This is a genomic window from Magnetospirillum sp. ME-1 (genome assembly GCF_002105535.1).
In the GTDB taxonomy this organism is placed as follows: domain Bacteria; phylum Pseudomonadota; class Alphaproteobacteria; order Rhodospirillales; family Magnetospirillaceae; genus Phaeospirillum.
Genome location: NZ_CP015848.1, coordinates 1,035,496 through 1,060,216, shown reverse-complemented (window position 1 = coordinate 1,060,216; position 24,721 = coordinate 1,035,496). Strand labels below are relative to the sequence as shown.

Sequence of the window (24,721 nt, the reverse complement as noted above, 5' to 3'; positions counted from 1 at the left end):
GAGTCCGGGTCAACGGAATTGGTACAGGGGTACTAAAGTGAGTCTCACGCCGATCCAGTGCCGCATGGCGCGGGCCGCCCTCTACATCGGCTTCCGCGAGTTGGCCAAGCTGGCCAACGTCTCACCCAACACCGTTGCCCGCCTCGAACGGGGCGAGAGCATGAACCCGCGCACCCTGACCAAGGTGCGTGCCGTGCTGGAGCAGGCGGGCGTGATGTTTATCGATGCCGACGATGTGGGGGGAGTCGGGGTGAGGATGGTGAGAGAGGGGGAAACGGCATTGTAGGAAGCAATGGATGAGGCGGCTCGAATTGCGGAAGGGGGCCGATTGCGGAAGGGCGGCTATCGGGTCCAGACCAGGTAAAGCCGACAACATCGGCATGGTATTCTAGGCATCGCTGATGCCCATGCGCCCTTTGGTCGGACAACCATGGCTCCCTTCCAGCGATTCATTGCTACCCGGTAAGAATGGCAATAGCCTAGTTTGGATCGGGCACAGAGCAGAGGTTCATATCATGACCATGAGGCCCGGCTCTTCCAAAGAAGATCAATCTCACGACGCGCGTCGCGCGAAGGCCGAGGTGCAGGCTCGTCGGAATCAGGGGGAGAGCGATCTTCTCCACGAACTCCGGGTCCACCAGATCGAGTTGGAGATGCAGAACGAGGAACTGCGTCGGGTTCAATTGGAACTGGAGGAATCACGGGACCGATATATCGATCTATACGAATTCGCTCCGGTCGGTTACGTGACGCTGAGTTCATCCGGCCATATCGAATCCGCCAATATGACCCTCTCTTCAATGCTGGGCTTCGAGCGCGCCGCCTTGCTGAAATTACGGTTCAGCGCCCTGGTGCTGGAAGCAAGCGGCGATGATTGGCATCGTTTCATGGTGGCCATTCTGAACGACCAGGAGGATCACCATCGAACAACCGACATTCGGCTTCGGCGCCGGGACGAGGGCACAATCGAGGCACGTCTGGATTGCCGACGCGTCCCGAATGCCGTCCATGGTGCGATGGTTCGGGTTGCCATAACCGATATCACCCAGGTCAAGCAGGCCGAAATCGCGCTGCAAGCCAGCGAGAAGCGTTATAGCCTGCTCGCCGCGTCAACTTTCGAAGGTATTGTCATCTCCGCCAAGGGGCGCATCGTCGATGTGAACGAGCGGTTGGTCGAAATGATCGGCTTTCCACGAGCAGAGTTGATCGGCCGACCGGTGGCGGAGTTGATCTCGGACGAGGATTATGACCGTGTCATGGACAATATCCATCGTGGAGATGAAAGCCATATCGAGCACGGCATGGTCCGCAAGGATGGTTCCCGGATCGAGGTCGAGGCCCATGGTCAGCCATTCAGCGACAATGGTCGGGCTTTTCGTCTCACGGCGCTGCGCGACATCACGGCACGGAGGGAGGACGAAGCTGCGGCTCGTATTGCCCTGCATATGGAACATCTCCGCAATCTGGCGATCGAGGCCACGCTTTCCGAAGAGCGGGAACGCCATTCCATCGCCAAGGATCTTCACGACGGCCTGGGACAGACTCTGCATCTGGCCCGGTTCAAACTGGACCGGCTGGTGAAGACTCTGCCGCAGGAGCTCCCCGCCGCTACCTTGGTGCATGAGCTGATCGGCCTTCTCTCCGAGGCTAGCGGTGAGGTGCGCTCGCTGACATCCAAACTCAGTCCCCCGGCGCTCAAGGACTTGGGATTGGTGCCGGCCATATCGTGGCTGGCGGACGAAATGGGGCGGCGCCACGAGTTGCAGGTCGTGGTGGAAGACGACGGCGTCCCGAAGCCCCTCACCGAAGGACAGTCAACCCTTCTGTTCCGGGCTGTGCGCGAACTTGTCATCAATATCGCCAAACACGCGGGCGTGGGCGCCGCCCGGATTGGACTTCGTGTTTGCAATAGCCGCCTGATCATAACGGTCGCGGACAAGGGCGTCGGATTTACCGACTGGCGAGCAACCCTTGAAGCCCGGCGTGGTTTCGGACTGTCCAGCGTGCGAGAGCGCATCACCTTCCTCAAGGGAGCCATGGACATCCAAACTCGCACGGGCGAGGGAACCACCGTCGTACTGGAGATGCCGTTGGACTCCATGCCCACGGAGATGCAGCCATGACCATCCGCGTCATGTTGGTGGACGACCACCGCATGTTCCGAGAGGCGCTTCGGGTGCCGCTGGAAGCCGAGCCGGACATGGAGATTGTCGCCGAGGCTAATTCCGGTGCCGATACCTTGGCTTCCCTTGATCTGACGTGTCCTGACGTTCTGGTTCTCGATATCGGCCTGCCGGACCTCAACGGTATCGAGGTGGCTCGTACGGCGATCAGGCGGCATCCCGACTTGCGTATCGTCGCCCTGTCGGGCTTTGCTGACCGCATCTATATCGAGGAGATGCTGAAGGCGGGCGCCCATGGTTACGTGGTCAAGTCGGCCGGAGCCGATGAGTTGGTTTCCGCCATCCGCGTCGTGGCGGGGGGCCGCAGCTTCCTCTCCCCGGAAGCGACCCAGGTCATGCTCCGCCATATCCAGCCGGATGCAGACACCGTCGCGCCGCCGCCCAGCGTGCTGGGCAAGCGGGAACGGGAGGTGTTGGTTCTGCTGGCAGGCGGCCTGCGATCCGCCGAGATTGCCGCCAACCTCGGCATTGCCGTGGGAACGGTGGAGGTCCATCGTCGCAATATCAAGCAGAAGCTCGGGATGAATCGTACCGCCGACTTGATCCGCTATGCCGTTCACGAGGGGCTGATTTCCTCCTGATTGGGTCATCGGTGTCCCGGAAGCCTACCGGTTTTAAGGTAGTTGCCGTGCGTATAACCGGGAATTGTTCGGCCTGCAATGCTGTACTACCTTTGACCGGTAATGACCGGAAAATGCCGGAGGCCGCACCCGGGAGGCAGGACGATGGCTCCAGCACTCATGCAGACCTGCCCAAGCCTGTCGGAACTCTGCATCGCCGCCCTGATGGAGGCCGCCGACGGCATCGAGTCCGCCAACGACACGGCCGCCTTCAAGGACGCGTTGAACGCCAATTTCCGTGTGTGGCTGGTGGTCCGCGAATGCGGCGTCGGCAATGGCTGGGCCGTTCCGACGTCCCGCGACGCCGAATTCGTTATTCAGGGCTCGTCGGGTCAAGGCCGAGGCGTCAACGATGACGAGATCAACGCCATCATTGCGATCAACAGGCGGGTGGCTCATGGCTTGGCGGCAGGCGGCGACATCGCGCGCATCCGTACCAGGGCCGTGTTGGCCTACCGCGAGGGCGGCGGCGGCGGGGGGTTCGCCCCCTGGATGGTGGGACAAATATACAAAAAGGGTCGTCTTAGATCGGCTTTCGATCCGACTTCGGAGCAAGGGAGGCTCCGCCCCATCATCCGCGCCGCCGCCGTGAGCTTTATCTGTGAGGCCGAACAACCGGGGCCCTGATGGACTAAATGCTTTCCAGGCCGGACACACCGTTCCTTGGCATGCAGGGGGCACGAATTTCGTGACATTCGCCACCCACTGAATTTTCACAAAGGAAAAGCCGCGATGACGACAGTCAAGACAAATTCCGCCAAAGCCACCACAGAGACCACCTCCGTCGACAACGTGATTTCCGTGGTTCAATGGGCCGAGACCTCGGCCATCGCCCGTGACGGCATGTTCAAATGCGCCAGGGATTTGGCGGAAATCTCCCGGGTCGCCGGCCAAGCCGTGATCGGAGGATATGCCGATTACGGCAACGAGGTCCGCGACATCGGTTCGACCTGCGCCAAAGCGATGATATCCGGCCTGACCGACGAAAGGTCCGCGTCGGCCAAAGTCGAGGAGAGCGCCTCGGACATGATGAAGCAGGTCCAGCGTCTGATGGACGCCAATGCCCAATTGGCAGAGCGTCAGATCAATGCCGCTTGCGAAGCGTTTACGGCTTTGTCCGCCCTGCCGTCATGCATTCTTGGATCGCTGGACGGCAAGTAGGCTGACAGGCGATGGGGATGGCCCAATCCATCCCCATTCCTGCTCCGGAGACGGATATGATCGACCGACAGACTGTTGCCGATGTGGTGTCTCGGTCCAACGGGAGCGGGGACACACCGATCATGGCCTGTAAAGCGGCGTCAGGCGCCGTCAAGGAACTGGCCTACTGTCACCGCGACCATTGCTTCTTCGTCAAGGTGGGCGGGCGCGAGCGGATGCGCAGCGACACCCTTGAAGTAATCCTCCCCTTCTTCAGCAGCGCGTCGCCGGAGTAAGGGAACAGGAGACGCGGATGCCCAGTCTGCTACTGATCAATCCGAGGTTCCCCGAAAGCTTTTGGAGCTTCAGATGGGCCATTGATCATGTGTTGCCGGGCAAGAAGGCGGTGAATCCCCCCCTAGGTCTGGCAACGCTGGCGGCGCTGTGCCCCGCCCTTTGGCGGGTCGAGATCATCGACGAAAACATCGAACCGATTCCCCCGACCACCGACGCCGACATCGTCGGTGTATGCGGTATGGGCGTTCAGTTCGAGCGCCAGCGGGAATTGCTGGCCCATTACCGCGACCAAGGCCATTACGTGGTTGCGGGCGGCAGCTTCGCCTCGCTGTGTCCCGATGAGTATGCCGCGGCGGCCGACACGGTGGTGGCCGGCGAGGCCGAATACGTGTGGCCGGAATTCTGCCGCGACTTCGAGGCAGGGACACCAAAGCCCCTCTACCACGAGACCGGAACAGTGGCGTTAGCGGACTCTCCGGTTCCCCGCTACGATTTGCTTCGCCTAGGGGCCTATTCCAACGTCACCCTTCAGTTCTCGCGCGGCTGTCCCTTCCGGTGCGAGTTCTGCGACATCATCGTGATGTTCGGCCGGCGCCCCCGGGTCAAAGGGTTGGATCAGATCGAGAAGGAACTGGATCAGTTGCGCAGCTTCGGCGCGCGCAGCGTGTTTTTCGTCGACGACAACCTGATCGGCAATCCGAAGGAGGCCAAGGACCTGCTGCGCTTTCTGGCCGAGTACCAGCAGCGTCACGGCTACATGTTCAGCTTTGGCACCGAGGCGTCACTCAACATGGCCCAGGACGACGAATTGCTGGAGTTGTTCAGCGCCGCCAATTTCGGCTGGGTGTTCATCGGTATCGAGACCACCGATCCGGTGGGCCTCAAGGAAACCGGCAAGACCCAGAACCTGCGCGAAGACACCCTGACGGCGGTCCGGCGCATCTACAGCCATGGCATCGACGTGCTGGGCGGCTTCATCATCGGCTTCGACCACGACACCCTGGATACCTTCGAGCACCAGTACCGCTTCATCACCGACGCCGGAATCCAGTCGGCCATGATCGGTCTGCTCATGGCGCTGCCGCGTACCCCGCTGCACGCGCGGATGGAGCGGGAAGGCCGCCTGCTGCCTGTCGAAAGACATTCGAACAACACCAGCCTGACCACCAACATCGTGCCGAAATGCATGACCGCCGAAGCCATGGCGGCAGGCTACCAGATGCTTTACGGCCGTCTGCTCACCGGCCCGGAAATCGGGCGGCGTATCCGCAACAAGGCGGCGTATCTGCGCGTCCCGGTCTATGGCAGCGGCTATTCCATGGGCCAGCGGGTCGGAATCGTCGCACGCCTGCTGATCAGGGGCATCCTGTCGGGAGGGCTTTCAACCCTGGTGCCCTTCCTGCGCAGTTTTCCCTTCCTGACGCCATCACGCATTCCCATGGTGATTTCCGACTGGATCATCGGCCTGTCCATGAAAGCCTTCGCCGAACGGCACCTGACTGGCACCGCCCGGCGGCGGGAGGCGGACTGAATCCGGGTTTATTCCGGCTTTGGTGGCGGCGGGCCGGTGACGCGGGGCGGCTTCTTACCCATACGGCTGTCGTCGGTAAAGAGCGATGCCGCTTGCGACGCCTTTTTTACTGCGGTCTTTGGCTTTTTGGGCTCGCGACCGCTACGTTTCTGACCTTTTGCCATCTTTATTCTCCTACAAGCCGGTCAAGGGATTTCACCCGGATACCCTGGATGCGCAATACCGCATCCTTGAATCCCCGGTTCCAACGCTGACGTTCGGCCGGCGCTTGGTATGGATTGAGGCGATCCGCCACGGAATCCATGTCGGCCGGATCGGTATCGGGGCTGTTCCGCCCCGCAAGCCAACCGCCGGCATAGATACGGCTGAGTTGGAAGAGCGTGCTCTCGGACATGGGCGTTCCCTTCCGCTGATCCCGGTTCATAGAGCCCGGGTGCTGCAATAGCTCCGCCACGCAGGGGCCAAGTCGGCGGGATCGTCGAAGTCGATGTCCACCATGGCCTGGTCGAAGCGGGTACCGCGGCCGAAATGCCATCCCCCCGCGGGATGCGAGGCGTTGAGGAACACGGCCAGCGTATTCATCCCCTCGATTCCGGGGGAGACAGGAAAGGCCATCGTATTGACGGTCATGCTTGGCACTCCGGTTGCGGCTCAGCCCAGATGGGGGCGCACGGCGACCCAGATCGCGATCATGAGAATCAGGGCCAGTGGGATCAGTAGTGGCGGAACCATCCATTCGCTTATGAAATGGCAGGCTTTTGATTGTGAGCAATTCATGCTGTCATCCTCCGCCGGCGCTTGCGGCGTCGGTGTAATATATATAATGCCAAATAATAATATCACAATTGATATGCGCCGAATTAATCGCCAATAAAGACAGGTTATTTTAGGTACCTATTTGTGGGTATTTGTGATAACGCACAGCGCGTATTGTATTTTATTTATTATGCAATACCATCCCAGTAGGCATGTTCCCTGGTGGGAGGTGCGGCGATGAATCCGGGATGCATTCCGATCAGCCTGAGTCTGAGGGGGGCATTCCGCAATCGCCATCAACCGGAAGATCGCCCAGGACTAGATTTGCCGGTGGGACATCACCCGCATCTGCGCCAGGGGCCGGCCGACATCCTGAAGTAAGGCAGGAGTACCAGATGCCCAATTCCCCTCCGGACCTCAAGCCGATTGCCGGGAACTCGCAGGGTCGCATCGCCATGGCTCATCTGCTGGCCTCAGACTTTAACGATGATGTGGATGCCGCCGTCGAGCGTATCGGGGCCCTCTGCTCCATGGCCTGCACGCACCTGTTGGCCGGGACGCAGGCCATTAAGGAGAGGTTGTGGACCATTGCCGCCACAGCCGCGCCTCCCCTTGATCAGATTCTTCGCCTTGAAGCGGATGCGGGAGCCGACGAATTGGAGGCCGCCGGCAATGCCACCTTGGAGCAAATCCATATCCTGGCAGTTGGAGTGTCCTTGAAGACCCAGAATGATGCAGGACTCGCCTTAGACGCCCTGAGGGGAGGCGTCGAAGCTTGCCGCCCCGAATCCGGTTTGGCCGCCAGCGTGGTGTTGGATGCCGCGGACGATGCAGCCATGACCTTGCGGCGGGCGGACATGGCCGCAAGGCGGAATATTCAAGCGGCCGGGAATCTGGCAAACGCCCGAATTGATAAACTTCTGGCGAATATTTCGCCTTAACGGCTAGACTCTTTAATCCATTGGCACGAAGTCGTGTAGACTATGCCTTTGGGTGGAAAGGGGCTTTGATGAACCAGAACCCTGACGGCGATACGCCGCTGTCACCCGAACGCCTTCTCCACGAACTCCGCGTCCACCAGGTCGAACTGGAGATGCAGAACGACGAGTTGCGGCGGGCCCAACTGGCCCTGGAAGAATCCCGCGACCGCTATGTCGATCTCTTTGAATTCGCTCCGGTCGGCTATCTGATCCTATCCCTCGCCGGGGTAATCACCCAGATCAACCTGACCGGCGCGGCCTTGCTGGGAGTAGAGCGCTCCAAGGTGATTGCCCGGCGTTTCGATGCCTTCGTTGACAGCGCCGACCGTGACCGTTGGTATCGGCATCTGGCGCATTCCCTCCACCATTCCGGCAGGCACGAGTGTGAGCTTGCCCTTCTGCGGGCGGACGGCAGCACCTTCAGCGGTCACCTCGATTGCCAGTTGCAGGAACAGGACGCAGCCCCGGTCCTGCGCGTCGCTCTGGCCGATATCACCGCTCGCAAGCGGGCCGAGGCGGAACTGACCGATACCCGCGAGGCGCTGCTGCGGGCCAACGAGAGACTGCGAGCCTCGAACCGGGACCTCGAGCAATTCGCCTACGTGGCCTCCCATGACTTGCAGGAGCCGCTGCGCATGGTGGTCAGCTATGGTCAACTGCTGGAAAAGAAGTACCAGGACCGACTGGACGACGACGCCCATACCTTCATCGGTTTCATGGTCGAAGCCGGCGCCAGGATGCAGGCCATGATCACCGACCTGCTGGAATTCTCGCGGGTCGACCGCATGGGAGATGATCGGGAGCCGTTCGACAGCGGCAAGGCGGTGGAGGAAGCCAAGTTCGGCCTATCCCAGGCCATCGCGGAATCCGGCGCCGAGATCGGTCATGCCGGTTTGCCGGTTATCGTCTACGATCGCCACCAGTTCGTCCGGCTGATGCAAAACCTGATCGGTAACGCCCTTAAGTATCACGACCCGGGCCGACCGCCCAAAATCACCGTCACCGCCCGCCGCGACGGGCATCAATGGGAGTTTTCCGTCAGCGACAACGGCATCGGAATCGACCCGGCCTATTTCGAGCAGATATTCGCCGTTTTTCGCCGCCTCCATACCCGCGACCGGTACGGAGGCACCGGTATCGGCCTTGCCGTCTGCAAGAAGATCGTCGAACATCATGGCGGTCGCATCTGGGTGGAATCGACCCCCGGAGCTGGCAGCACGTTTTTCTTCACGGCACCGGACCCCTGACGCACCTGCGCCAAGGGCACGCAATCCCGCCAGGGCTCAGGAGTATTTCCGGTGACGAGCAAGACCTTGCCTCAGCCCCCCGCGGCCGAACTGTCCATTGTCGGTCTGGGGGGGTCGGCCGGCGGCCTGGAGGCGTTCGAGGCCTTCTTTCGCAATTTGCCGGCCGATACAGGCATGGGCTTCGTTCTGGTTTCCCATCTCGACCCCAGCCACACCAGCATCCTGACCGAGATTCTGCAGCGGACCACCGTCATGCCGGTGGTCGAGGCCGCCGACCAGATGCTGGTCGAGGCCAACCGGGTCTACGTCATTCCGCCCAACCGCGACATGACCCTGTTTCAGAGCCGTTTGCAGTTGAGCCTGCCGGAACAGCCCCGCGGCCAGCGCATGCCCATCGACGCCTTTCTGCGCTCGCTGGCCGAGGATCGGGGCGAACACGCCATCGGCATCGTCCTGTCGGGCACCGGCTCGGACGGCACTCTGGGCCTGCGCGCCATTCTGGGGGGCGGCGGCATCAGCTTGGTGCAGGACCCGGCCACCGCCCAATACGACGGCATGCCGCTCAGCGCCATCCAGGCCGGCTTCGCCACCCATGTGCTGGCGCCCGAGCGGATGCCCGCCATCTTGCAGGCCAATCGCCGCCACCATGCCGAGATTTCGCCTGCCCCGGCGACCATCGGCGGCATGAACAGGATCATGATGCTGCTGCGCTCGGGGACCGGGCACGACTTTTCCGGCTACAAGAAAAGCACCATCGGCCGGCGCATCGAGCGGCGCATGGCCCAGCACGATATTGAGGATATTGAGGTTTATGCCCGTTATCTCAAGGCGCATCCCGCCGAGATCTCGACCCTGTTCAAGGAGTTGCTGATCAACGTCACCAGCTTCTTCCGCGACCCCGAAGCCTTCGCCATCCTGAAAAAGGACATCCTGCCGCAGATCCTGGCCGGCAAGCCCGACGATTACGTGGTCCGGCTATGGATCGCCGGCTGCGCCACCGGCGAGGAGGCCTATTCCATCGCCATGGTCCTGCGCGAGGTCATGGAGGAATCCGGCCGTGAACTGAAGGTTCAGATCTACAGCACCGATCTCGACGACGACGCCATCGCCACGGCGCGTGCGGGCTTTTACCCCGTCAACATTACCCAGGACGTCTCGCCCGAACGGCTGCGCCGCTTCTTCGTCAAGGAGGAGAACGGCTACCGGGTGAAGAAGGACATCCGCGAGATGGTGGTGTTCGCCATCCAGAACGTCATCAAGGACCCGCCTTTCACCCGGATGGATCTGGTCAGTTGCCGCAACCTGATGATCTATCTGGAAGCCGACCTGCAAGGCCGCCTGATCCCCGCCTTTCACTACGCGCTCAGGCCCGGCGGCGTGCTGTTCCTGTCGCCGTCCGAGAGCATCGGCGGCCATACCGAGCTGTTTTCGCCCCTGAGCCGGAAGTGGAAGTTCTACCGGACAGCTCCATCCCTCGCCTCGACCCGGGCGATGATGGCCAGCGGTCTCGCCTGGACCACCGACGCCACCCGCAGCCCCCCCGTGGAAGTGATGACCAAGACCAAGGACACCAACATCGCCGAAATGACCCGCCGGGCGCTGGTCCAGTCCTTTGCCCCGGTCTCGGTGATGACCGACAGCAAGGGGGACATTCTCTATGTCCATGGCGACACCAGCCGCTATCTGCGCCCCCCGCCGGGACAGGCAACGCTGAACGCCGTGGAGATGGCCCACGAAGGCTTGCAGCTCGAATTGCGGAGCGCACTGGGCCAGGCGGTCAGTCACGGCACACCGACCCTGGAGCGGGAGGTGTCGTTCATGGTCGGCGCCGAGGTCCGCCGCGTCCGGCTGGGCGTCAGGCCGCTGCCGGATCCCGAGCCCGGTCTGGGGCTGGTGCTGATCAGCTTCCAGGATCTGCCGGTCTCTGATCCCGGAAAGCCGGCGCGCCGTCGCCGCGCCCCCAGCTCCGCCGACCGCGAGCGCATCGAGGAACTGGAGCGCGATCTGGCCTATACCAGGGAAAACCTCCAGGCCACCATCGAGGAGCAGCAATCCTCCAACGAAGAGCTGAAATCCGCCAACGAGGAGCTGCAATCCACCAACGAGGAACTGCAATCCACCAACGAGGAACTGGAAACCTCCAAGGAGGAGCTGCAATCGGTCAACGAGGAGCTGATTACCGTCAACGCCGAACTGCAGGCCAAGATCGAGCAACTGGCCGGCATGCAGAACGACATGAAGAACCTGCTCGACAACATCAATGTCGGCACCATCTTCCTCGACGACCGTCTGGCCATCCGCCGCTTCACCCGTGAGGCGGCGAAGGTCTACCGCCTAGTCAACACCGATGTCGGGCGTCCCTTGGGCGACATCAAATCCGACCTGGACGACGAGGATTTGCTGGCCCAGGCGCAGAAGGTGATAGACACCCTGGTCCCCTTTGAGCGGGAAGTGCGCACCATCGGCGGCGACTGGTATCTCACCCGTATCCAGCCCTACCGCACCCTGGACAACGTCATCGACGGTGTGGTGATCACCTTTTCCAATGTCAGCGCCCGCGTCGCCGCCGAGCAGGCCGAGCAGGAGGGACACGACATCGCCGAGAGTATCGTCGATGCCGTGGACAGGCCCATGCTGGTGCTGGACGGCTCCTTCATCGTCATCTTCGCCAGCAATTCGTTCTATCGCGGCTTCAATGTGTCGCCGGCGGAGACACGGGGGCGGTCGGTCTACGCCCTGGGGCACAACACTTGGGACACCCCGGCCCTGCGCAACCTGCTCGAAACCGTCTTGCCCCATGAACAGAGCTTCGACGCCTTCCCGTTGGAGGGCCGCAAGATGCGTCTCAGTGGCCGGCAGATCGTCTGCAAGACAAGCGGCAAGCCGCTGATCCTGCTGACGTTCGAGGAGAACACCACCGGGTAGCTGTCTGCGGAAAGGATAAGCCATGCGCATCCAGGACCTACCGGCCGAAGCGGTCTACGAGGCCCTGGGCACCTCGCCGGGGGGCCTTTCCGCCGCGGAGGTCGCGCGGCGTCTGGCGGAGTTCGGCGTCAACCAGGTGGAACGGATCGTTTCGGCCCCCCTGCCGTTGCGCTTCGCCCGCCAGTTCACCCATCTGTTCGCGGTGGTGCTGTGGCTGGCGGCGGGCATGGCCCTATTCGCAGAGACCCAGCAGCCCGGCCAGGGCATGGGAACCCTGGCCATCGCCATTGTGCTGGTAATCGTCATCAACGGCGGCTTTTCCTTCTGGCAGGAATACCGCAGCGAGCGCGCCCTGGAATCCCTGATCCTGCTGCTACCGCTCAAGGTCAAGGCCCGGCGCGGCGGCGAACTGGTCGAGGTCGCGGTCACCGAACTGGTGCCGGGCGACGTGGTGGTGTTGGAGGAGGGCTGCGCCGTGCCCGCCGACTGCCGTGTGGTCCGCTCTATGGGCGTTCAGGTCGACCTCGCCTCCATCACCGGGGAATCCGTGCCGGTGGTCCGCGATGCCGAACCTGCCCCTTTCGCCGAACAAGCCGAGGCCCGCAACCTGCTGCCGGCCGGGGCCGCGATTGCCTCCGGCGAGGCCGAGGCGGTGGTCTTCGCTACCGGCATGCGCACCATGCTCGGCGCCATCGCCCACCTGACCCAGACCGCGGGCCAACAGGCGTCGCCGCTGCAAAAGGAGGTCATCCGGCTGTCGCGGATCATCACCCTGATGGCGGCGGGCAGCGGCGTGGCGTTCTTCGCCATCGGCATGGCCGGCGGCATGGAGATCTGGCACGCCTCCATCTTCGCCATCGGGCTGATGGTCGCCAACGTGCCCGAGGGGCTGCTGCCCACCGTCACCCTGGCCCTGGCCATGGCCAGCCGGCGGCTCGCCCGCAAGAACGTGCTGGTCCGCAAGCTGACCGGGGTGGAGACCCTGGGTTCGACCACCGTCATCTGCACCGACAAGACCGGTACCCTAACCGAAAACCGCATGCAGGCCCGGCGGGCCTTCATGGCCGGCCGTCTGATGGAGGCCGATTCCATCGCCGCGAGCGGTCTGGCCGGAAGGTTGGCCCTGGAAACCGCCGGCCTGTGCCAGACCTTGGACGTGGTGGACCAGAAGCTGGTGGGCGATCCCACTGAAATCGCCCTGGTGAACCTGGCCGGTGGTATGCCCGCCGTCGAACCGCTCGACGGGATATCCTTCGATTCCTCCCGCCGCCGCATGTCGCTGCTGTATCCCGGAACCGACGGTCCGGTACTGCATGTGAAGGGGGCGCTGGAATCGCTGCTGCCGCTTTGCGACCGGATCGCCGGCTCCGACGGCGTCCGGACGATCGCCGAAGCCGACCGCAAGGCCCTCGCCCAGGCCGAGATCGATATGGCGGAGGCGGGCATGCGGGTGCTGGCCCTGGCTCGCCGGGAGATGGAACCCGGTACCGCCAAGGAGGAATGGGAGATCGAGTTGGTGCTGTTGGGCCTAGTCGGCTTGCAGGATCCGCCGCGTCCCGAGGTTCCCGACGCGGTGGCGCGCTGCCGCGTGGCCGGCATCAAGGTGGTGATGGTCACCGGCGATCATCCCCGCACCGCCGAGGCGGTGGCCCGCCAGGTGGGGCTGGTCACCCGGCACCGTCCGCGCATCATCGTCGGCGATCACCTGCAACGCATGTCCAAAACCCAACTGCAGTTGGCGCTGGACGCCCCGGAGATCATCTTCGCCCGCACCCGGGCCGACCAGAAATGGCGCATCGTCGAAGCGTTGCAGGCCAAGGGCGAGGTGGTGGCGGTTACCGGCGACGGCGTCAATGACGCCCCGGCCCTCAAGCAGGCCGATATCGGCATCGCCATGGGAGCGTCGGGCACCGACGTGGCGCGCCAGGCCGCCGACATGGTGCTGCTGGACGACAATTTCGCCAGCATCGTCGCCGCCATCGAGGAGGGGCGTGCCGTCTTCGACAACATCCGCAAGTTCCTGACCTACATCCTGACCTCCAACATTCCCGAGATGGTGCCTTACCTGCTGTTCGCGGTGTTCAGCGTGCCGCTGGGCTTGACGGTGGCGCAGATCCTGGCCATCGACTTGGGCACCGACATGGTGCCGGCCCTGGCCCTGGCGGTGGAGCAGCCCCGGGCCGACGTTATGAATCGCCCGCCTCGCGCCCGCCGCGAACGCTTGATCGATACCGCCCTGCTGGTCCGCGCCTACGGTTTTCTCGGCCCCCTGCAGGCGGCGGGCGCCATGGCCGCGTTCTTTGTGGTCCTGCATGCCGGAGGCTGGTTCTGGGGCAAGGAACTTCCAACGGATTCGGCTCTGTACCTGCATGCCACCACCGCCTGCCTTGCCACCGTGGTGATCATGCAGATGGCCAATCTATTCGTCTGCCGCAGCCATGATCGGTCGGCGTTCTGGCTGGGTCCCCGGACCAACCGCCTGATTCCCGCCGGGCTGGCCTTCGAGGGGGGGCTGATCACCGCCCTGGTCTATTCGCCGCTGGGCAATGCCTTATTCGCAACGGCCCCCCTGATGTGGGGTGATTGGCTGCGGGCATGCCTGTTCGCTGCGCTGCTGCTGCTGGCGGAAGAGGTGCGGAAATTGTTTGTCCGCCATGGAGTTTTATAAAATAAATAATATTGAATCGCGAAAATAGATAATGCGGCGTACTATATTCAGTGGATTTTATTTACCTTTCATTCCTATTTTTCATATCTTGTGTCGGGTTGCGTAGGCGTGACCAGGATTAATGGCGACTGCCTCAACTACTGGTGTCAATTATGTCTCATCCGTGGATCAAGTTCATGCGGCCCAGGCCATTGCCAGGGAGTCTGCCGGCTTTCGGCGGCCATGAGCCGCTGTTGGAGGATGTGCTGCGCGACCCCATTATCCATTGCCTGATGGCGTGCGATGGCATCGAGATGGGCGCCATGGAGGCTTTCATCCTCACGACGCAAAGGCGGCTCCAATGACAGCCCGATTCCATGGGGTGACAATCGGCCAGCCTCTGGCCCCAATGGTGCTGGAGGCTGGCCATGCGGGACCGGCCGCCAAGGCGGGACGTGCCCTGTTCAAGTTCCTGCGGCTGGGGCGGCCGGTCTCCCCCCTGCGGCTCGGCGACCGTTTCAGAAAGGCCATGGACCAGTTTGACAAGGTCTGGGAAGTCGTCCGGATATGGACCACCGTCGACGGCCTTCTCCATGTCCGCCTCAGATGCCTGGACGGGCAGGGCGAGACGCGGATCATCTCGGCCATCACCCTGACGGATTCCAATTTTTTCTTGCCGGTCCCGACGCAGCCGAGCCCGGACTAATCCGCCGCCAGCAAGTCACGAAGCACATAAGGTAGGATTCCGCCATGGCTGAGATAGTCCAGCTCGATGGCGGTATCGACCCTCAATTGCAGGCTGATCGCACGGCTGCGGCCTTGGCGGTTGACGATCTCCAAGACGACTTCCTGCCTAGGCCGCAAGACCCCGCCCAGGCCGCGGACATGGAATTCCTCGTCCCCCGCGATCTCCAGAGACGCCGCGGACTCGCCGTCCCGGAACTGCAGCGGAAGCAACCCCATCCCCACCAGATTGGAGCGATGGATACGCTCGAAGCTTTGCGCCACCACCGCCCGGACGCCCAACAGCTTCGGCCCCTTGGCCGCCCAGTCGCGGCTGGACCCGGTGCCGTACTCGGTCCCGGCGAAGACGATGGAGGGAATGTCCGCCTCCTGATACTGGCTTGCCGCATCGAAGATCGGCATCTCCGAGCCTTCGGGCTGATGGAGGGTGAGGCCGCCTTCGATCCGCGATCCGTCGGCCTTGGCGGGGAGCATCAGGTTGCGGATGCGGACGTTGGCGAAAGTGCCGCGCATCATCACCTCGTGGTTCCCCCGCCGGGCACCGTAGCTGTTGAAATCGGCGGCGGCGACTCCGTTAGCCAGCAGGTATTGCCCGGCGGGGGAGGAGATGGCGATGGAGCCGGCTGGGCTGATATGGTCGGTGGTGACCGAATCCCCGAAAATCGCCAGGGCGCGGGCGCCGACGATGTCGCCGACGCCGGCGGGCTGCTGGGAAAAGCGCTCGAAGAACGGTGGTTTGGCGATATAGGTTGACGTCTCCCAGATATAAGCCGGTCCGGTTTGAGTCGGGATGTCGTTCCACAGCGGATTGCCGTGGACGAAATCGCTGTAGAGGCGGCGATAGAGATCCGGGTCGGTGGCGCCGAGCAGGGCTTCGGCCACCTCGCGGCTACTCGGCCAGATGTCCTTGAGCATCACCGGCGTGCCGTCTTTGCCGACCCCCAGCGGCTCCTGCGTCATATCGATGGTGACCCGGCCGGCGAGGGCGAAGGCCACCACCAGCGGCGGGCTCATCAGGAAATTGGCCTTCAGCGCCGGATGGATGCGGGCCTCGAAATTACGGTTGCCCGACAATACGGCGGCGCAGACCAGGTCGGCGGCGGCGATGGCCTGTTCCAGCTCCGGCAGCAGCGGTCCCGAATTGCCGATGCAGGTGGTGCAGCCATAGGCGACGACGCGGAAGCCCAGCGCCTCCAGGTCTCCCAGCAACCCGGCCTTGGTCAGGTATTCGGTGACCACCCGCGATCCCGGCGCCAGGGAGGTCTTGACCCGTGGTCCCACTTTCAGCCCCAGCGCCACCGCCTTGCGGGCCAGCAGCCCGGCCGCCAGCATCACGCCGGGATTGGAGGTGTTGGTACATGAGGTGATGGCGGCGATCAGCACGTCGCCATGGCCGAGATCGGCGGCGGCGGCGGAGTCCAGGGGATATCGCCGCTCCAGATTCTCGGACCGGCGGCCATAGCCGTTTTCCTCCGCCGGGGCCGAGAACAAGGTGGTGAAGGCGCGGCGCATGTCCGGCAGGTTCAAACGGTCCTGTGGCCGCTTGGGGCCGGCGATGGAGGGCTGCACCGCGCCCAGGTCGAACTCGATCACCGCGCTGTAATCGATGTCGCCGGGCATGGGGATGCCGAACAGGCCCTGGGCCGAAAAATAGGCGCGGAAGGCGGCGATCTCGGCCGCGGTGCGGCCGGTGGCTTCCAGATACCTGACCGTCTCCTCGTCCACCGGGAAGAAGCCCATGGTGGCGCCGTATTCGGGTGCCATGTTGGCGATGGTGGCGCGGTCGGGCACCGCCAGCGAGCGGGTCCCGTCGCCGAAGAACTCCACGAACTTGCCCACCACCTGGGCCCGGCGCAGGCGCTCGGTGAGGAACAGCACCAGATCGGTGGCGGTGGCGCCTTCGGGCAGGCGGCCGTACAGGTGGACGCCCACCACGTCGGGGGTGAGGAACACCAGAGGCTGGCCCAGCATGCCGGCTTCCGCCTCGATGCCGCCGACGCCCCAGCCGACCACGCCCAGGGCGTTGATCATGGTGGTGTGGGAATCGGTGCCGACCAGGGTGTCGGGATAGGTGACTCCGTCCTTCTCGAGCACGCCGCGCGCCAGAAATTCCAGATTGACCTGATGGACGATGCCGATGCCCGGCGGCACCACCCGGAAGGTGTCGAAGGCCTGCATGCCCCATTTGATGAAGCGGTAGCGTTCGGCGTTGCGCTGGAACTCCCGGCGCATGTTGAGCCCCAGGGCATCCTCCTCGCCGTAATGGTCCACCTGGACGGAATGGTCGACCACCAGATCGACGGGAACCAGCGGCTCGATGATCTTCGGGTCCTTGCCGAAGGCCCGGGCCACGCCGCGCATGGCTGCCAGGTCGCACAGTAGCGGCACGCCGGTGAAATCCTGCAAGATGATGCGGGCGACCACGAAGGGAATTTCCTGCGTGCGCGGCGCATTGGGGCGCCAATTGGCCAGCTGGCGGACGTGCTCTTCGGTGATTCTCTTGCCGTCGCAATTGCGCAGCAGGGATTCCAGCACGATACGGATGGAGACGGGAAGGCGTGACACCGGACCATCGGTCACGGCATCCAGGGCGGCCAGGGCGTAATAGCGGGATGGCCTTCCCTGGCCGGGCGAAAGATCGCGTAACGCACCGAATGGATCTGGGAGCATGATGATCTCCAACGAGGTCACTCTGGAGAGGAGCAGCGCATGAGCGCCACCCGGCCGGAAAAGGATTCCTTCGGCATCATCCAGGTGCCCGAGCCTCATATATGGGGAGCCCAGACCCAACGGTCGCTGGAATATTTCGCCATATCCGGCGAACGCATGCCCGCCGAGCTGATTCTCGCCCTGGCCCGGGTGAAGGGGGCCTGTGCCCAGGTCAATGCCGATCTCGGCCTTTTACCCGCCAAAAGGGCCACCGCGATCGTCTCCGCCGCCCGGGAAGTCCTGTCGGGCCAGCATGAGGGGGAATTTCCCCTGTCGGTCTGGCAGACCGGCTCGGGCACTCAGACCAATATGAACATGAACGAGGTGCTGGCCAACCGCGCCTCCGAAATCCTGGGGGGGGAGCGAGGACTGAACCGCTGTGTCCACGCCAATGACGACGTCAATCTGGGGCAGTCTTCCAACGACGTCTTTCCCACCGCCATGCATGTGGCGGCAGCCGTCACGGTGGTAACAAGCCTGCTGCCGTCACTCACCCGCCTGCGAAAGAGTCTGGTAGGGCTGACGGAAGAGTTCGCCGCCATCGTCAAGATCGGCCGCACCCATCTTCAGGACGCCACGCCGCTCACCTTAGGACAGGAATTCTCCGGCTACGCGGCGCAGTTGGATCATGCCGAGGCGGTGCTGCTCGCCACGCTGCCGTCCTTGTATCCCCTGGCCATCGGCGGCACCGCAGTGGGGACCGGCCTGAATACCCACCCGGAATTCGGCGCCCGTGTGGCGGCGCAATTGGCTGCGGATCTTGGCCTGCCGTTCGTTTCCGCCGCCAATAAATTCGCCGCCTTGGCGGCCCATGACGGTTTGGTGGCGGTGCATGGCGCCATCAAGACCCTGGCGGTGGCCTTGATGAAGATTGCCAACGACCTCCGCTGGCTGGCCTCCGGGCCGCGTTCGGGACTGGGCGAGATCAGCCTGCCGGAAAACGAGCCGGGCAGTTCCATCATGCCGGGCAAGGTCAATCCCACCCAATGCGAGGCACTGACCATGGCCTGCTGCCAGGTGATGGGCAACGATGTGGCCATCACAATGGGCGGCGCCTCGGGAAATTTCGAGCTGAACGTCTTCAAGCCGTTGATAGCCCACAATTTCCTTCAGAGTGTCCGCCTCATGGCCGACGGAATGGCAAGCTTCGAACGCCATTGCGTGCGCGGCATTACCGCCAACCGGCAGCGCATCGGCCAATTGCTGGAGCAGTCGCTGATGCTGGTGACGGCGCTGGCGCCCCATATCGGCTATGACCGCGCCGCCGAGATCGCCAAGCGCGCCCACTCCGAGGGTTCGACCCTGCGCCAAGCCGCCCTAGCGACAGGCTACGTGACGGCGGAGCAATTCGACGTCTGGGTGGACCCGACGATCATGGTCTGACGCGGCTCGCAGCCTGCCGTCAACGTCATCAGGATTTCGGTATGCCGCCCCCCCAAATTTGCCGTGGCACCGACCAAGTTGGGCTTGGCTCAGGTCATGCGGATAGTGTCATCGGGTGCATTCCGCGCAGCAAAAATGCGCGGCTCGGTCAGCAGAGAGTTCTTTGTTTGTTCTTGTCCGATTTTGCTCGTTATCGTATGCTATAATGGGAAGTCTGACCACCGAACGCGGCGGTCGGCTGTCGTGTAACATGACGGCGATGCGGACAACTTGTCGGGAAACCCGACAACATGCACCTGTCGGAAAAACCTACGCCGCCTGTTGTCCGACTGCTTCGCCAACCATGCAGTTCAACTCGTGAAGCTTGCGGCAGTTGGCCTTCTCCACCTCTGTCGTCGCCACAGCGGCGTATTTGGCCGAGATGGACGCAAGCCGTTGCGACAGTCGCATCAGCACCAACAATGATGGTGGCCGCTTCCGCGCCTTGGCACAGGACATATAGCTGCGCGACTGGCCGAGCCAAAACCGAGAGAATTCATACTGGCTCTCAACCATCCACATATCGCGCAATTCCCCATAGACCTTCTCCAATAGCATGACCGCTCCTCCTCATGGCGTTTCGTCCAGCTATTTAGCCTTCCGCGCTAAATACGCTTGCGGAGCAGCGCCACGCTGGACGCTGCTGCAAGAAGGAGAAAACGCCATGAACAGACTGACCTATTTGCCGAGGGGCTATTGCGAGATCGGCTTTGCCAACGAAGTCGTGCTGATCGAGGAGGCCGTGCAGCAGGCCATCATCGCTACGCTGCTGCGCATGACCGCTCGGCGGTTGCCTTGAACTGCGGCGCTCTTGCGTTCGTGCTGTGGGTGGCCTGTAGTTCCAGTCGCCAGTTCCTGCCGTTGATCTGCACTACGCAATAAGAGGGCAGGTCGCCGTTGTAGCCCAAGAACGCAATGCCATCAGTCATGCCGCGCCCTTCACATTTGCTGTCGTGGAATTCGTGGATGGCGCTGGCGACGTGCTTGCTGGGCAATCTGCCGCTGGCCGCGTCCGCTTTGGCCTGCAAGTTGGGAATGACCTGGCTGCTGACGGCCTCGTACCACTGGCGTGCTTCGGCGTCCTGTCCGCGCTCCACATAGATCAATTCCTCCAAGCGGCGTGGACTGCGGAAATTCAGGCGGTACTTCTCCTTCCCTATTTCCAATTGGCCGCGCACATAGCTGCGCGAACTGCCATCAACCCAAAGCGATATAGTGGCCTTGTTGGAATTGGCCTTCACCTGACCTGTTGACCGATTCGCCTTTGCCCAGGTGGCGAAATCCACAGCACCTCCAAGTGGCTCTTTCCTTCCCCCCAATGGCTCGTCCGATTGGGCGGCCAGTCCACGGAGTGGCGCAGCCGCATCGTCGATCACATTGTCGTTCATTCCGATTGGGCAGATCGCCTTACTTTCTTCCGAGTGGCGAGCCACAAGCGAGCCACTATCGGCGAAATCGGCTGAAAGGCCATTGGGCGTGGCCGAAGGCCGCGAAACAGCCAACGGCGTATCGATTAGTTTTAGCAATAGTTTAGCAATAGCGACTGGATAAGTCGTTGAAGGAACAGACGAATTGGCCCCTTTGGTGTGGAAACTGTGTGGGAACCGTGTGGAAACGGCGTGGAAAGCGTGTGGGAAACGCCCATGCAGATAGGCCATGCGGCCACTTGATGCATTGCAGTTCGCCCAATCCACCGCCTGTTTGATTGGCCGACGCTGTTCCTTCGTCAGCTGTATTGCGCCCTGATGCGCCACCTGAATGCCGTAATGCATGTCCAACTGCCTGACCAGCCAATCACCCTGTTTCTCGGACGAGCGTCCCTTCTGGTGAAAGGCCATGATGCAGCCGATCAGTACGTCGTCATATCGCGGCCCCCCTTGATGCTCGCATAGCTTGTTGATGTGTCTGTTCCATTGAATGTCTGCCATTTTCGTTTTCCTCCCAATGCGTTTTCAGTTGAAACGCTGGGGCGGCCTGGAAAACGCTGATGAAAGAGGCTGTCACTGTTCCCGTCGGACGCAGTTAAGCCCCAGCATTGTATTTATCCCGATCTGCGGCGCTGCGAATGCGAATTTGGAAATAATTTTTGTCGGCTTGTCACGCCACGCCATATTGCTGCACGGCAGCAATCGCGTCATTTGCAAGCCATTGACTATATTGACAAAATTCAGAGAATTATCGCGTTGTCGTGTTACACGACACCCGTGTCCGTAGGTTTAACCTACGCATGGCCTGTGCCCACGTCGTCCATCTGTAGGTTTTCCCTACGCCAGCTTCCTGTCGGGAAAACCTACACCAGCAACTTGTCGGGAAACCCGACAACTTGCCCATGCCCATAAATAGTGTCGGGAAACCCGACAACAGGGAGACGGTGATGCGAGCGTGGGAATTCATGAAGGAAGAGGCAGCGGCCAACAGCTTCGCGGACAATCTGAAACGACAAGCCGATGCGAAGGCCGATCAGGCCAAGAAGCTCAAGCAAGCCGCGTCCGTGCAGAAGAAGCGCGAACAGGTGAACAGCGCCAGAGCATCCTTGACGAAAAAGCAGGGCGAATTGATTAAGCTCGCTGCCGCATAGGAAAAACATAAGAAAATACGAAATTTATTATGTATGCCGTTAACCGCTTGATTATCAACGCAGATAATTGCGGTCGGTCCTGCCGTGTTTTTAACCATATAATGTTTTACCTATTGCGATAACTTTTCATTAGGTAAAGCGATGAAACAGGCAAAGGTACTCAGTGAAGCGGAACTCAAGCGCGTGCTGTCCGTTGTCGCAAATCAACGTCATGCAGCACGTAACCGCGTTGCGCTCATGCTCAGCTTCTATGCGGGAATGCGCGTTGGCGAGATTGCCTATTTGAAGCTCGGCGATGTGATTGACAGCGAAGGCCGTGTGAAGGACCAAATCGTTCTGCCTGCCAGTTACACCAAAACCGCCGAGGCCAGGACGGTGTTCGTCAGCGGCAAGCTGCGCCGCGAACTGGAACGCTTCCTGTCGTGTAACACGACAACAGATCGCGCCGCGCCGTTCCTCATGACGCAAAAGGGCACGGCGTTCTCGGCCAACACCCTCTGCCAGCTGTTCGGCCAGATTTACGCGCTGGCTGGAATTGTCGGCGCGAGCAGCCACAGCGGTCGGCGGTGGTTTATCACGCAGATGGCCCACAAGGGCGTTTCGGCCAAGGTCATCATGACACTGGCTGGTCATCGCCACCTGTCCACCACGCAGCGCTACATCGAGGTCAACGACCAAATGATGCAGGCTGCGGTTGACAATCTATAGCGACACACCAGCAGCCGCCTTGCACAGGCTTATTTGCAGTAGGCGGCAACAGTATCAACATCAAAGCCATATTGAGCATAGCAGTTATTGAATGCATTTAGCGCCGCAGCTCCAGTAAATCCAAAGCCTGTTTGATTGCATCCGCCTTGACCCAGCGGTCTTGACATTACTTCTCTGTATCTGCGACAATAGGCATCCCTGTTACTAGCAGAGATTTTCTTATTGTCATCGCTAAATGCCTCAATACATTTTTTGTCGTTTGGATAGCATATGGTGTCCGGCCTATTAAGCGCTTCTTTTGACTTATCGTGACCTTGGTCTGCCGCCTTATGAAGCCATTTTATGGCCTCATAATAATCCTTTTTACTGCCTTCTATGTATGATTTGGCAAGTTGATACTGTGATGTTGCATCGCCCAGCTCCGCGCCTCTTATGTACCACTTTTTTGCTTCCAGCCAATCCTCCCTCCCTCCCCAGCCGTTCTGATAGAATATTCCAACTATACCAACAGATTTTGCATATTTCTGCTCAGCAGACAGTAAAAAATATTTCTTTGCTTCTGCAAAATTTTTAGAATCATAAAAGTATCTTCCAATCTTATACTGAGCCTCGGCGTTTCCGCCATCAGCCGCCTTGCGGTACCAGTTGATCGCCTCTTTGTCATCCTTCGCGACGCCCTTTCCACCCTCGTACATCTCGCCGAGATTTTTCTGCGCGCCGGCATCCCCTTGATCAGCTGCTTTGCGGTACCACTTGACGGCCTCTGCCTCGTCCTTCGCAACGCCCTTTCCATTCGCGTACATTAAGCCGAGATTAGACTGCCCGATGGCATTCCCTTGATCAGCGGCCTTGCGAAACCACTTGACGGCCTCAGCCTCGTCTTTCGCAACGCCAACGCCAGCATAATGCATCAGTCCGATATTGAAGTTTGCTTGTGAATAGCCAAGGTCAGAAGCCTTTCGATACTGCATTAAAGATTCGCCAAACCTTTTTGCAACTTCAAGAGACCGGCCATATTCATACATAAAACGCGGATTATTTGGCTGTGATTTTAAGGCACCTTCGCAGGCGGAAACAGCAGCTTCCGCATTTATGTTTTTTAGCTCCACACCATCAGTGATGCGCTTAGGATCATGCGGATGTCCTGCCAGTCTATCACATTCATGTATAGGTTCTGCTGCGACGGCAGAGTGAGGCTGTAGTCCGCCTCCTGCCAAAACAGCGCAGCCAAATGCCAATCCGATCAATCGCAAATTTTTGGACATCGCGTTCCCCTGGATTTCGCCGCAGCCATTTATGAATGACCGTTCAAATTGGACAGCCCGCCGACCTGGGCCGTATAGCCACCGTTATTCCTTATTTGATCCGATAGGGTGGCACTGCAACATGGGGATGTGCATCCGTAGCGAATACGGAGACGCTGAAGGACGCTGATGGTGGCCGTGCTGGTTTCCATCTCGGCAGCATAGCATGTTGAATTTGCGGCAGTCAGCCAGCGTGGCGATAACTTGTCGGGTTTCCCGACAAGTTGGGCAGTCTCAACATACAGCATGTATGTTCATCTGGCTGTCGTGTTACACGACACTGCATCAGTCGGTTTATCCCACATGAGCCTCTTGTCGGGAAACCCGACAAGTTATGCACGTCCCTCTGTCGTGTAACACGACACGGCCTTCTGTAGGTTAAACCTACACCTGCCTTTCGGTTGTCCTGCTCGGCCATCAGGCCATAGCATGTTCGTCATGTGTTCCTATTGGAGGATGTGATGATGAGTGCATTGGACAAGCTGAAGCTGAGCGAAAAGACCCGCCGTGCCGTTGCGGCAACGCCTGAAGGCCGCTTGCGGCACAAGCTGGTGGAGGCCATCAATCAGCAGATCGCTGCTGCGGAAGCGATGCAGAAGGGCGAGGGTTTTGAAATTCGGCGCAAGCGCTGGACGAAGGACGGCGAGGGCAACAAGACCCTGCAAGACCGACTGGTCAAATTTCGCCCCTGGTATTGGCAGGAGGCCAATGGGGCGTTCATGCTGGAAGTGCGCTACGGTAACAAGATCGTGGAGATCAAGCCGAAGAAGACGGCCATTGAGATCGGCGACGTGGCGGAACTGGTGCCCACGCTGACGCTGGTGCGCGATGCTGTGGTCGCTGGCGAACTGGACAAGCAGTTGGCCGCGATGAAGGGACGCTTCGGCAAGAAGCTCGCTTAAACGCCAAACAGCCCCGTGCAAACGGGGC

Annotated in this window: 24 protein-coding genes; 17 read left to right on the top strand and 7 right to left on the bottom strand. The window is 61.1% G+C overall.

The window, feature by feature from the left end; all coding sequences use genetic code 11:
* Positions 1–37 precede the first annotated feature (37 nt).
* The 7 genes from WV31_RS04875 to WV31_RS04845 all read left to right on the top strand — a co-directional run bounded on the left by WV31_RS04875 (position 38) and on the right by WV31_RS04845 (position 5,771).
* Positions 38–286 (top strand): helix-turn-helix domain-containing protein, encoded by a 249-nt coding sequence (locus WV31_RS04875; protein WP_335645118.1) that lies wholly within the window; start codon positions 38–40, stop codon positions 284–286.
* A gap of 229 nt (positions 287–515) precedes the next feature.
* Entirely contained in the window at positions 516–2,123 is a 1,608-nt protein-coding gene (locus tag WV31_RS04870) for a PAS domain-containing sensor histidine kinase (protein ID WP_168185847.1), read from the top strand.
* Positions 2,120–2,764, top strand: a complete 645-nt coding sequence (locus tag WV31_RS04865) for a response regulator (protein ID WP_085372518.1) — start codon at positions 2,120–2,122, stop codon at positions 2,762–2,764. The genes WV31_RS04870 and WV31_RS04865 overlap by 4 nt, the downstream gene beginning before the upstream one ends.
* 144 nt (positions 2,765–2,908) lie before the next feature.
* Positions 2,909–3,430: a hypothetical protein gene (locus WV31_RS04860; protein WP_145980740.1), complete on the top strand. Its 522-nt coding sequence runs from the start codon at positions 2,909–2,911 to the stop codon at positions 3,428–3,430.
* A gap of 36 nt (positions 3,431–3,466) precedes the next feature.
* Positions 3,467–3,964: a hypothetical protein gene (locus WV31_RS04855; protein ID WP_145980739.1), complete on the top strand. Its 498-nt coding sequence runs from the start codon at positions 3,467–3,469 to the stop codon at positions 3,962–3,964.
* A gap of 56 nt (positions 3,965–4,020) precedes the next feature.
* Positions 4,021–4,239: a hypothetical protein gene (locus WV31_RS04850; RefSeq protein WP_145980738.1), complete on the top strand. Its 219-nt coding sequence runs from the start codon at positions 4,021–4,023 to the stop codon at positions 4,237–4,239.
* Between the two features lie 17 nt (positions 4,240–4,256).
* The gene (locus tag WV31_RS04845) at positions 4,257–5,771 is read left to right on the top strand and encodes a B12-binding domain-containing radical SAM protein (RefSeq protein ID WP_085372515.1); all 1,515 of its coding nucleotides are present in this window, start codon (positions 4,257–4,259) and stop codon (positions 5,769–5,771) included.
* An 8-nt stretch (positions 5,772–5,779) separates the two neighbouring features.
* Here the strand turns inward: WV31_RS04845 and WV31_RS21960 are convergent, their stop codons facing one another.
* Genes WV31_RS21960 through WV31_RS04835 form a run of 3 tightly spaced genes read right to left on the bottom strand, consistent with a single transcriptional unit; the run spans position 5,780 to position 6,401 of the window.
* Positions 5,780–5,935 (bottom strand): hypothetical protein, encoded by a 156-nt coding sequence (locus WV31_RS21960; RefSeq protein ID WP_011386017.1) that lies wholly within the window; start codon positions 5,933–5,935, stop codon positions 5,780–5,782.
* A 2-nt stretch (positions 5,936–5,937) separates the two neighbouring features.
* Positions 5,938–6,165: a hypothetical protein gene (locus WV31_RS04840; protein WP_237051493.1), complete on the bottom strand. Its 228-nt coding sequence runs from the start codon at positions 6,163–6,165 to the stop codon at positions 5,938–5,940.
* Between the two features lie 26 nt (positions 6,166–6,191).
* A complete protein-coding gene (locus WV31_RS04835; RefSeq protein ID WP_085372513.1) occupies positions 6,192–6,401 on the bottom strand; it encodes a hypothetical protein in 210 nt (69 codons plus the stop codon).
* A 521-nt stretch (positions 6,402–6,922) separates the two neighbouring features.
* Here WV31_RS04835 and WV31_RS04830 point away from each other — a divergent pair.
* From WV31_RS04830 to WV31_RS04810, 5 genes are all read left to right on the top strand, one after another.
* The gene (locus tag WV31_RS04830) at positions 6,923–7,468 is read left to right on the top strand and encodes a hypothetical protein (RefSeq protein ID WP_085372512.1); all 546 of its coding nucleotides are present in this window, start codon (positions 6,923–6,925) and stop codon (positions 7,466–7,468) included.
* Between the two features lie 68 nt (positions 7,469–7,536).
* Positions 7,537–8,754 carry a sensor histidine kinase gene (locus tag WV31_RS04825; protein ID WP_237051492.1) on the top strand — a complete coding sequence of 406 codons (1,218 nt, stop codon included), beginning with the start codon at positions 7,537–7,539 and terminating at the stop codon, positions 8,752–8,754.
* 51 nt (positions 8,755–8,805) lie between these two features.
* Entirely contained in the window at positions 8,806–11,679 is a 2,874-nt protein-coding gene (locus WV31_RS04820; RefSeq protein ID WP_085372511.1) for a chemotaxis protein CheB, read from the top strand.
* A gap of 22 nt (positions 11,680–11,701) precedes the next feature.
* The gene (locus WV31_RS04815) at positions 11,702–14,347 is read left to right on the top strand and encodes a cation-translocating P-type ATPase (protein ID WP_085372510.1); all 2,646 of its coding nucleotides are present in this window, start codon (positions 11,702–11,704) and stop codon (positions 14,345–14,347) included.
* 340 nt (positions 14,348–14,687) lie between these two features.
* On the top strand, positions 14,688–15,032 hold the full coding sequence (locus WV31_RS04810) for a hypothetical protein (protein WP_145980737.1): 345 nt from the start codon (positions 14,688–14,690) through the stop codon (positions 15,030–15,032).
* Here the strand turns inward: WV31_RS04810 and acnA are convergent.
* Positions 15,029–17,740, bottom strand: coding sequence for an aconitate hydratase AcnA (acnA, locus tag WV31_RS04805; RefSeq protein WP_085375468.1), 2,712 nt, complete (start codon positions 17,738–17,740; stop codon positions 15,029–15,031). The two genes, WV31_RS04810 and acnA, sit on opposite strands and share 4 nt — an antisense overlap.
* 39 nt (positions 17,741–17,779) lie before the next feature.
* Between acnA and fumC the strand changes: the two genes are divergently transcribed.
* Positions 17,780–19,162 (top strand): class II fumarate hydratase, encoded by a 1,383-nt coding sequence (fumC, locus tag WV31_RS04800; protein WP_085372508.1) that lies wholly within the window; start codon positions 17,780–17,782, stop codon positions 19,160–19,162.
* Positions 19,163–19,471: 309 nt separating this feature from the next.
* Here fumC and WV31_RS04795 read toward each other — a convergent pair whose 3' ends face one another.
* Positions 19,472–19,759: a DUF6626 family protein gene (locus WV31_RS04795; RefSeq protein WP_085372507.1), complete on the bottom strand. Its 288-nt coding sequence runs from the start codon at positions 19,757–19,759 to the stop codon at positions 19,472–19,474.
* Between the two features lie 106 nt (positions 19,760–19,865).
* On the opposite strand from WV31_RS04795, the gene WV31_RS22645 reads away from it, so the two are divergent.
* Positions 19,866–20,000, top strand: a complete 135-nt coding sequence (locus WV31_RS22645) for a hypothetical protein (RefSeq protein WP_257788789.1) — start codon at positions 19,866–19,868, stop codon at positions 19,998–20,000.
* On the opposite strand, the gene WV31_RS21405 is transcribed toward WV31_RS22645, so the two are convergent.
* Positions 19,963–21,129 carry a hypothetical protein gene (locus tag WV31_RS21405; protein ID WP_145980736.1) on the bottom strand — a complete coding sequence of 389 codons (1,167 nt, stop codon included), beginning with the start codon at positions 21,127–21,129 and terminating at the stop codon, positions 19,963–19,965. The two genes, WV31_RS22645 and WV31_RS21405, sit on opposite strands and share 38 nt — an antisense overlap.
* Positions 21,130–21,575: 446 nt before the next feature.
* Here WV31_RS21405 and WV31_RS04785 point away from each other — a divergent pair, with 446 nt between their 5' ends.
* Both WV31_RS04785 and WV31_RS04780 read left to right on the top strand, forming a co-directional pair.
* Entirely contained in the window at positions 21,576–21,779 is a 204-nt protein-coding gene (locus WV31_RS04785; RefSeq protein ID WP_085375467.1) for a hypothetical protein, read from the top strand.
* A gap of 141 nt (positions 21,780–21,920) precedes the next feature.
* A complete protein-coding gene (locus WV31_RS04780; protein WP_085372505.1) occupies positions 21,921–22,487 on the top strand; it encodes a tyrosine-type recombinase/integrase in 567 nt (188 codons plus the stop codon).
* A 29-nt stretch (positions 22,488–22,516) separates the two neighbouring features.
* On the opposite strand, the gene WV31_RS04775 is transcribed toward WV31_RS04780, so the two are convergent.
* Positions 22,517–23,752, bottom strand: a complete 1,236-nt coding sequence (locus tag WV31_RS04775) for an SEL1-like repeat protein (protein ID WP_085372504.1) — start codon at positions 23,750–23,752, stop codon at positions 22,517–22,519.
* 500 nt (positions 23,753–24,252) lie between these two features.
* Here WV31_RS04775 and WV31_RS04770 point away from each other — a divergent pair, with 500 nt between their 5' ends.
* Entirely contained in the window at positions 24,253–24,693 is a 441-nt protein-coding gene (locus WV31_RS04770; RefSeq protein WP_085372503.1) for a DUF6641 family protein, read from the top strand.
* Positions 24,694–24,721: the final 28 nt, after the last annotated feature.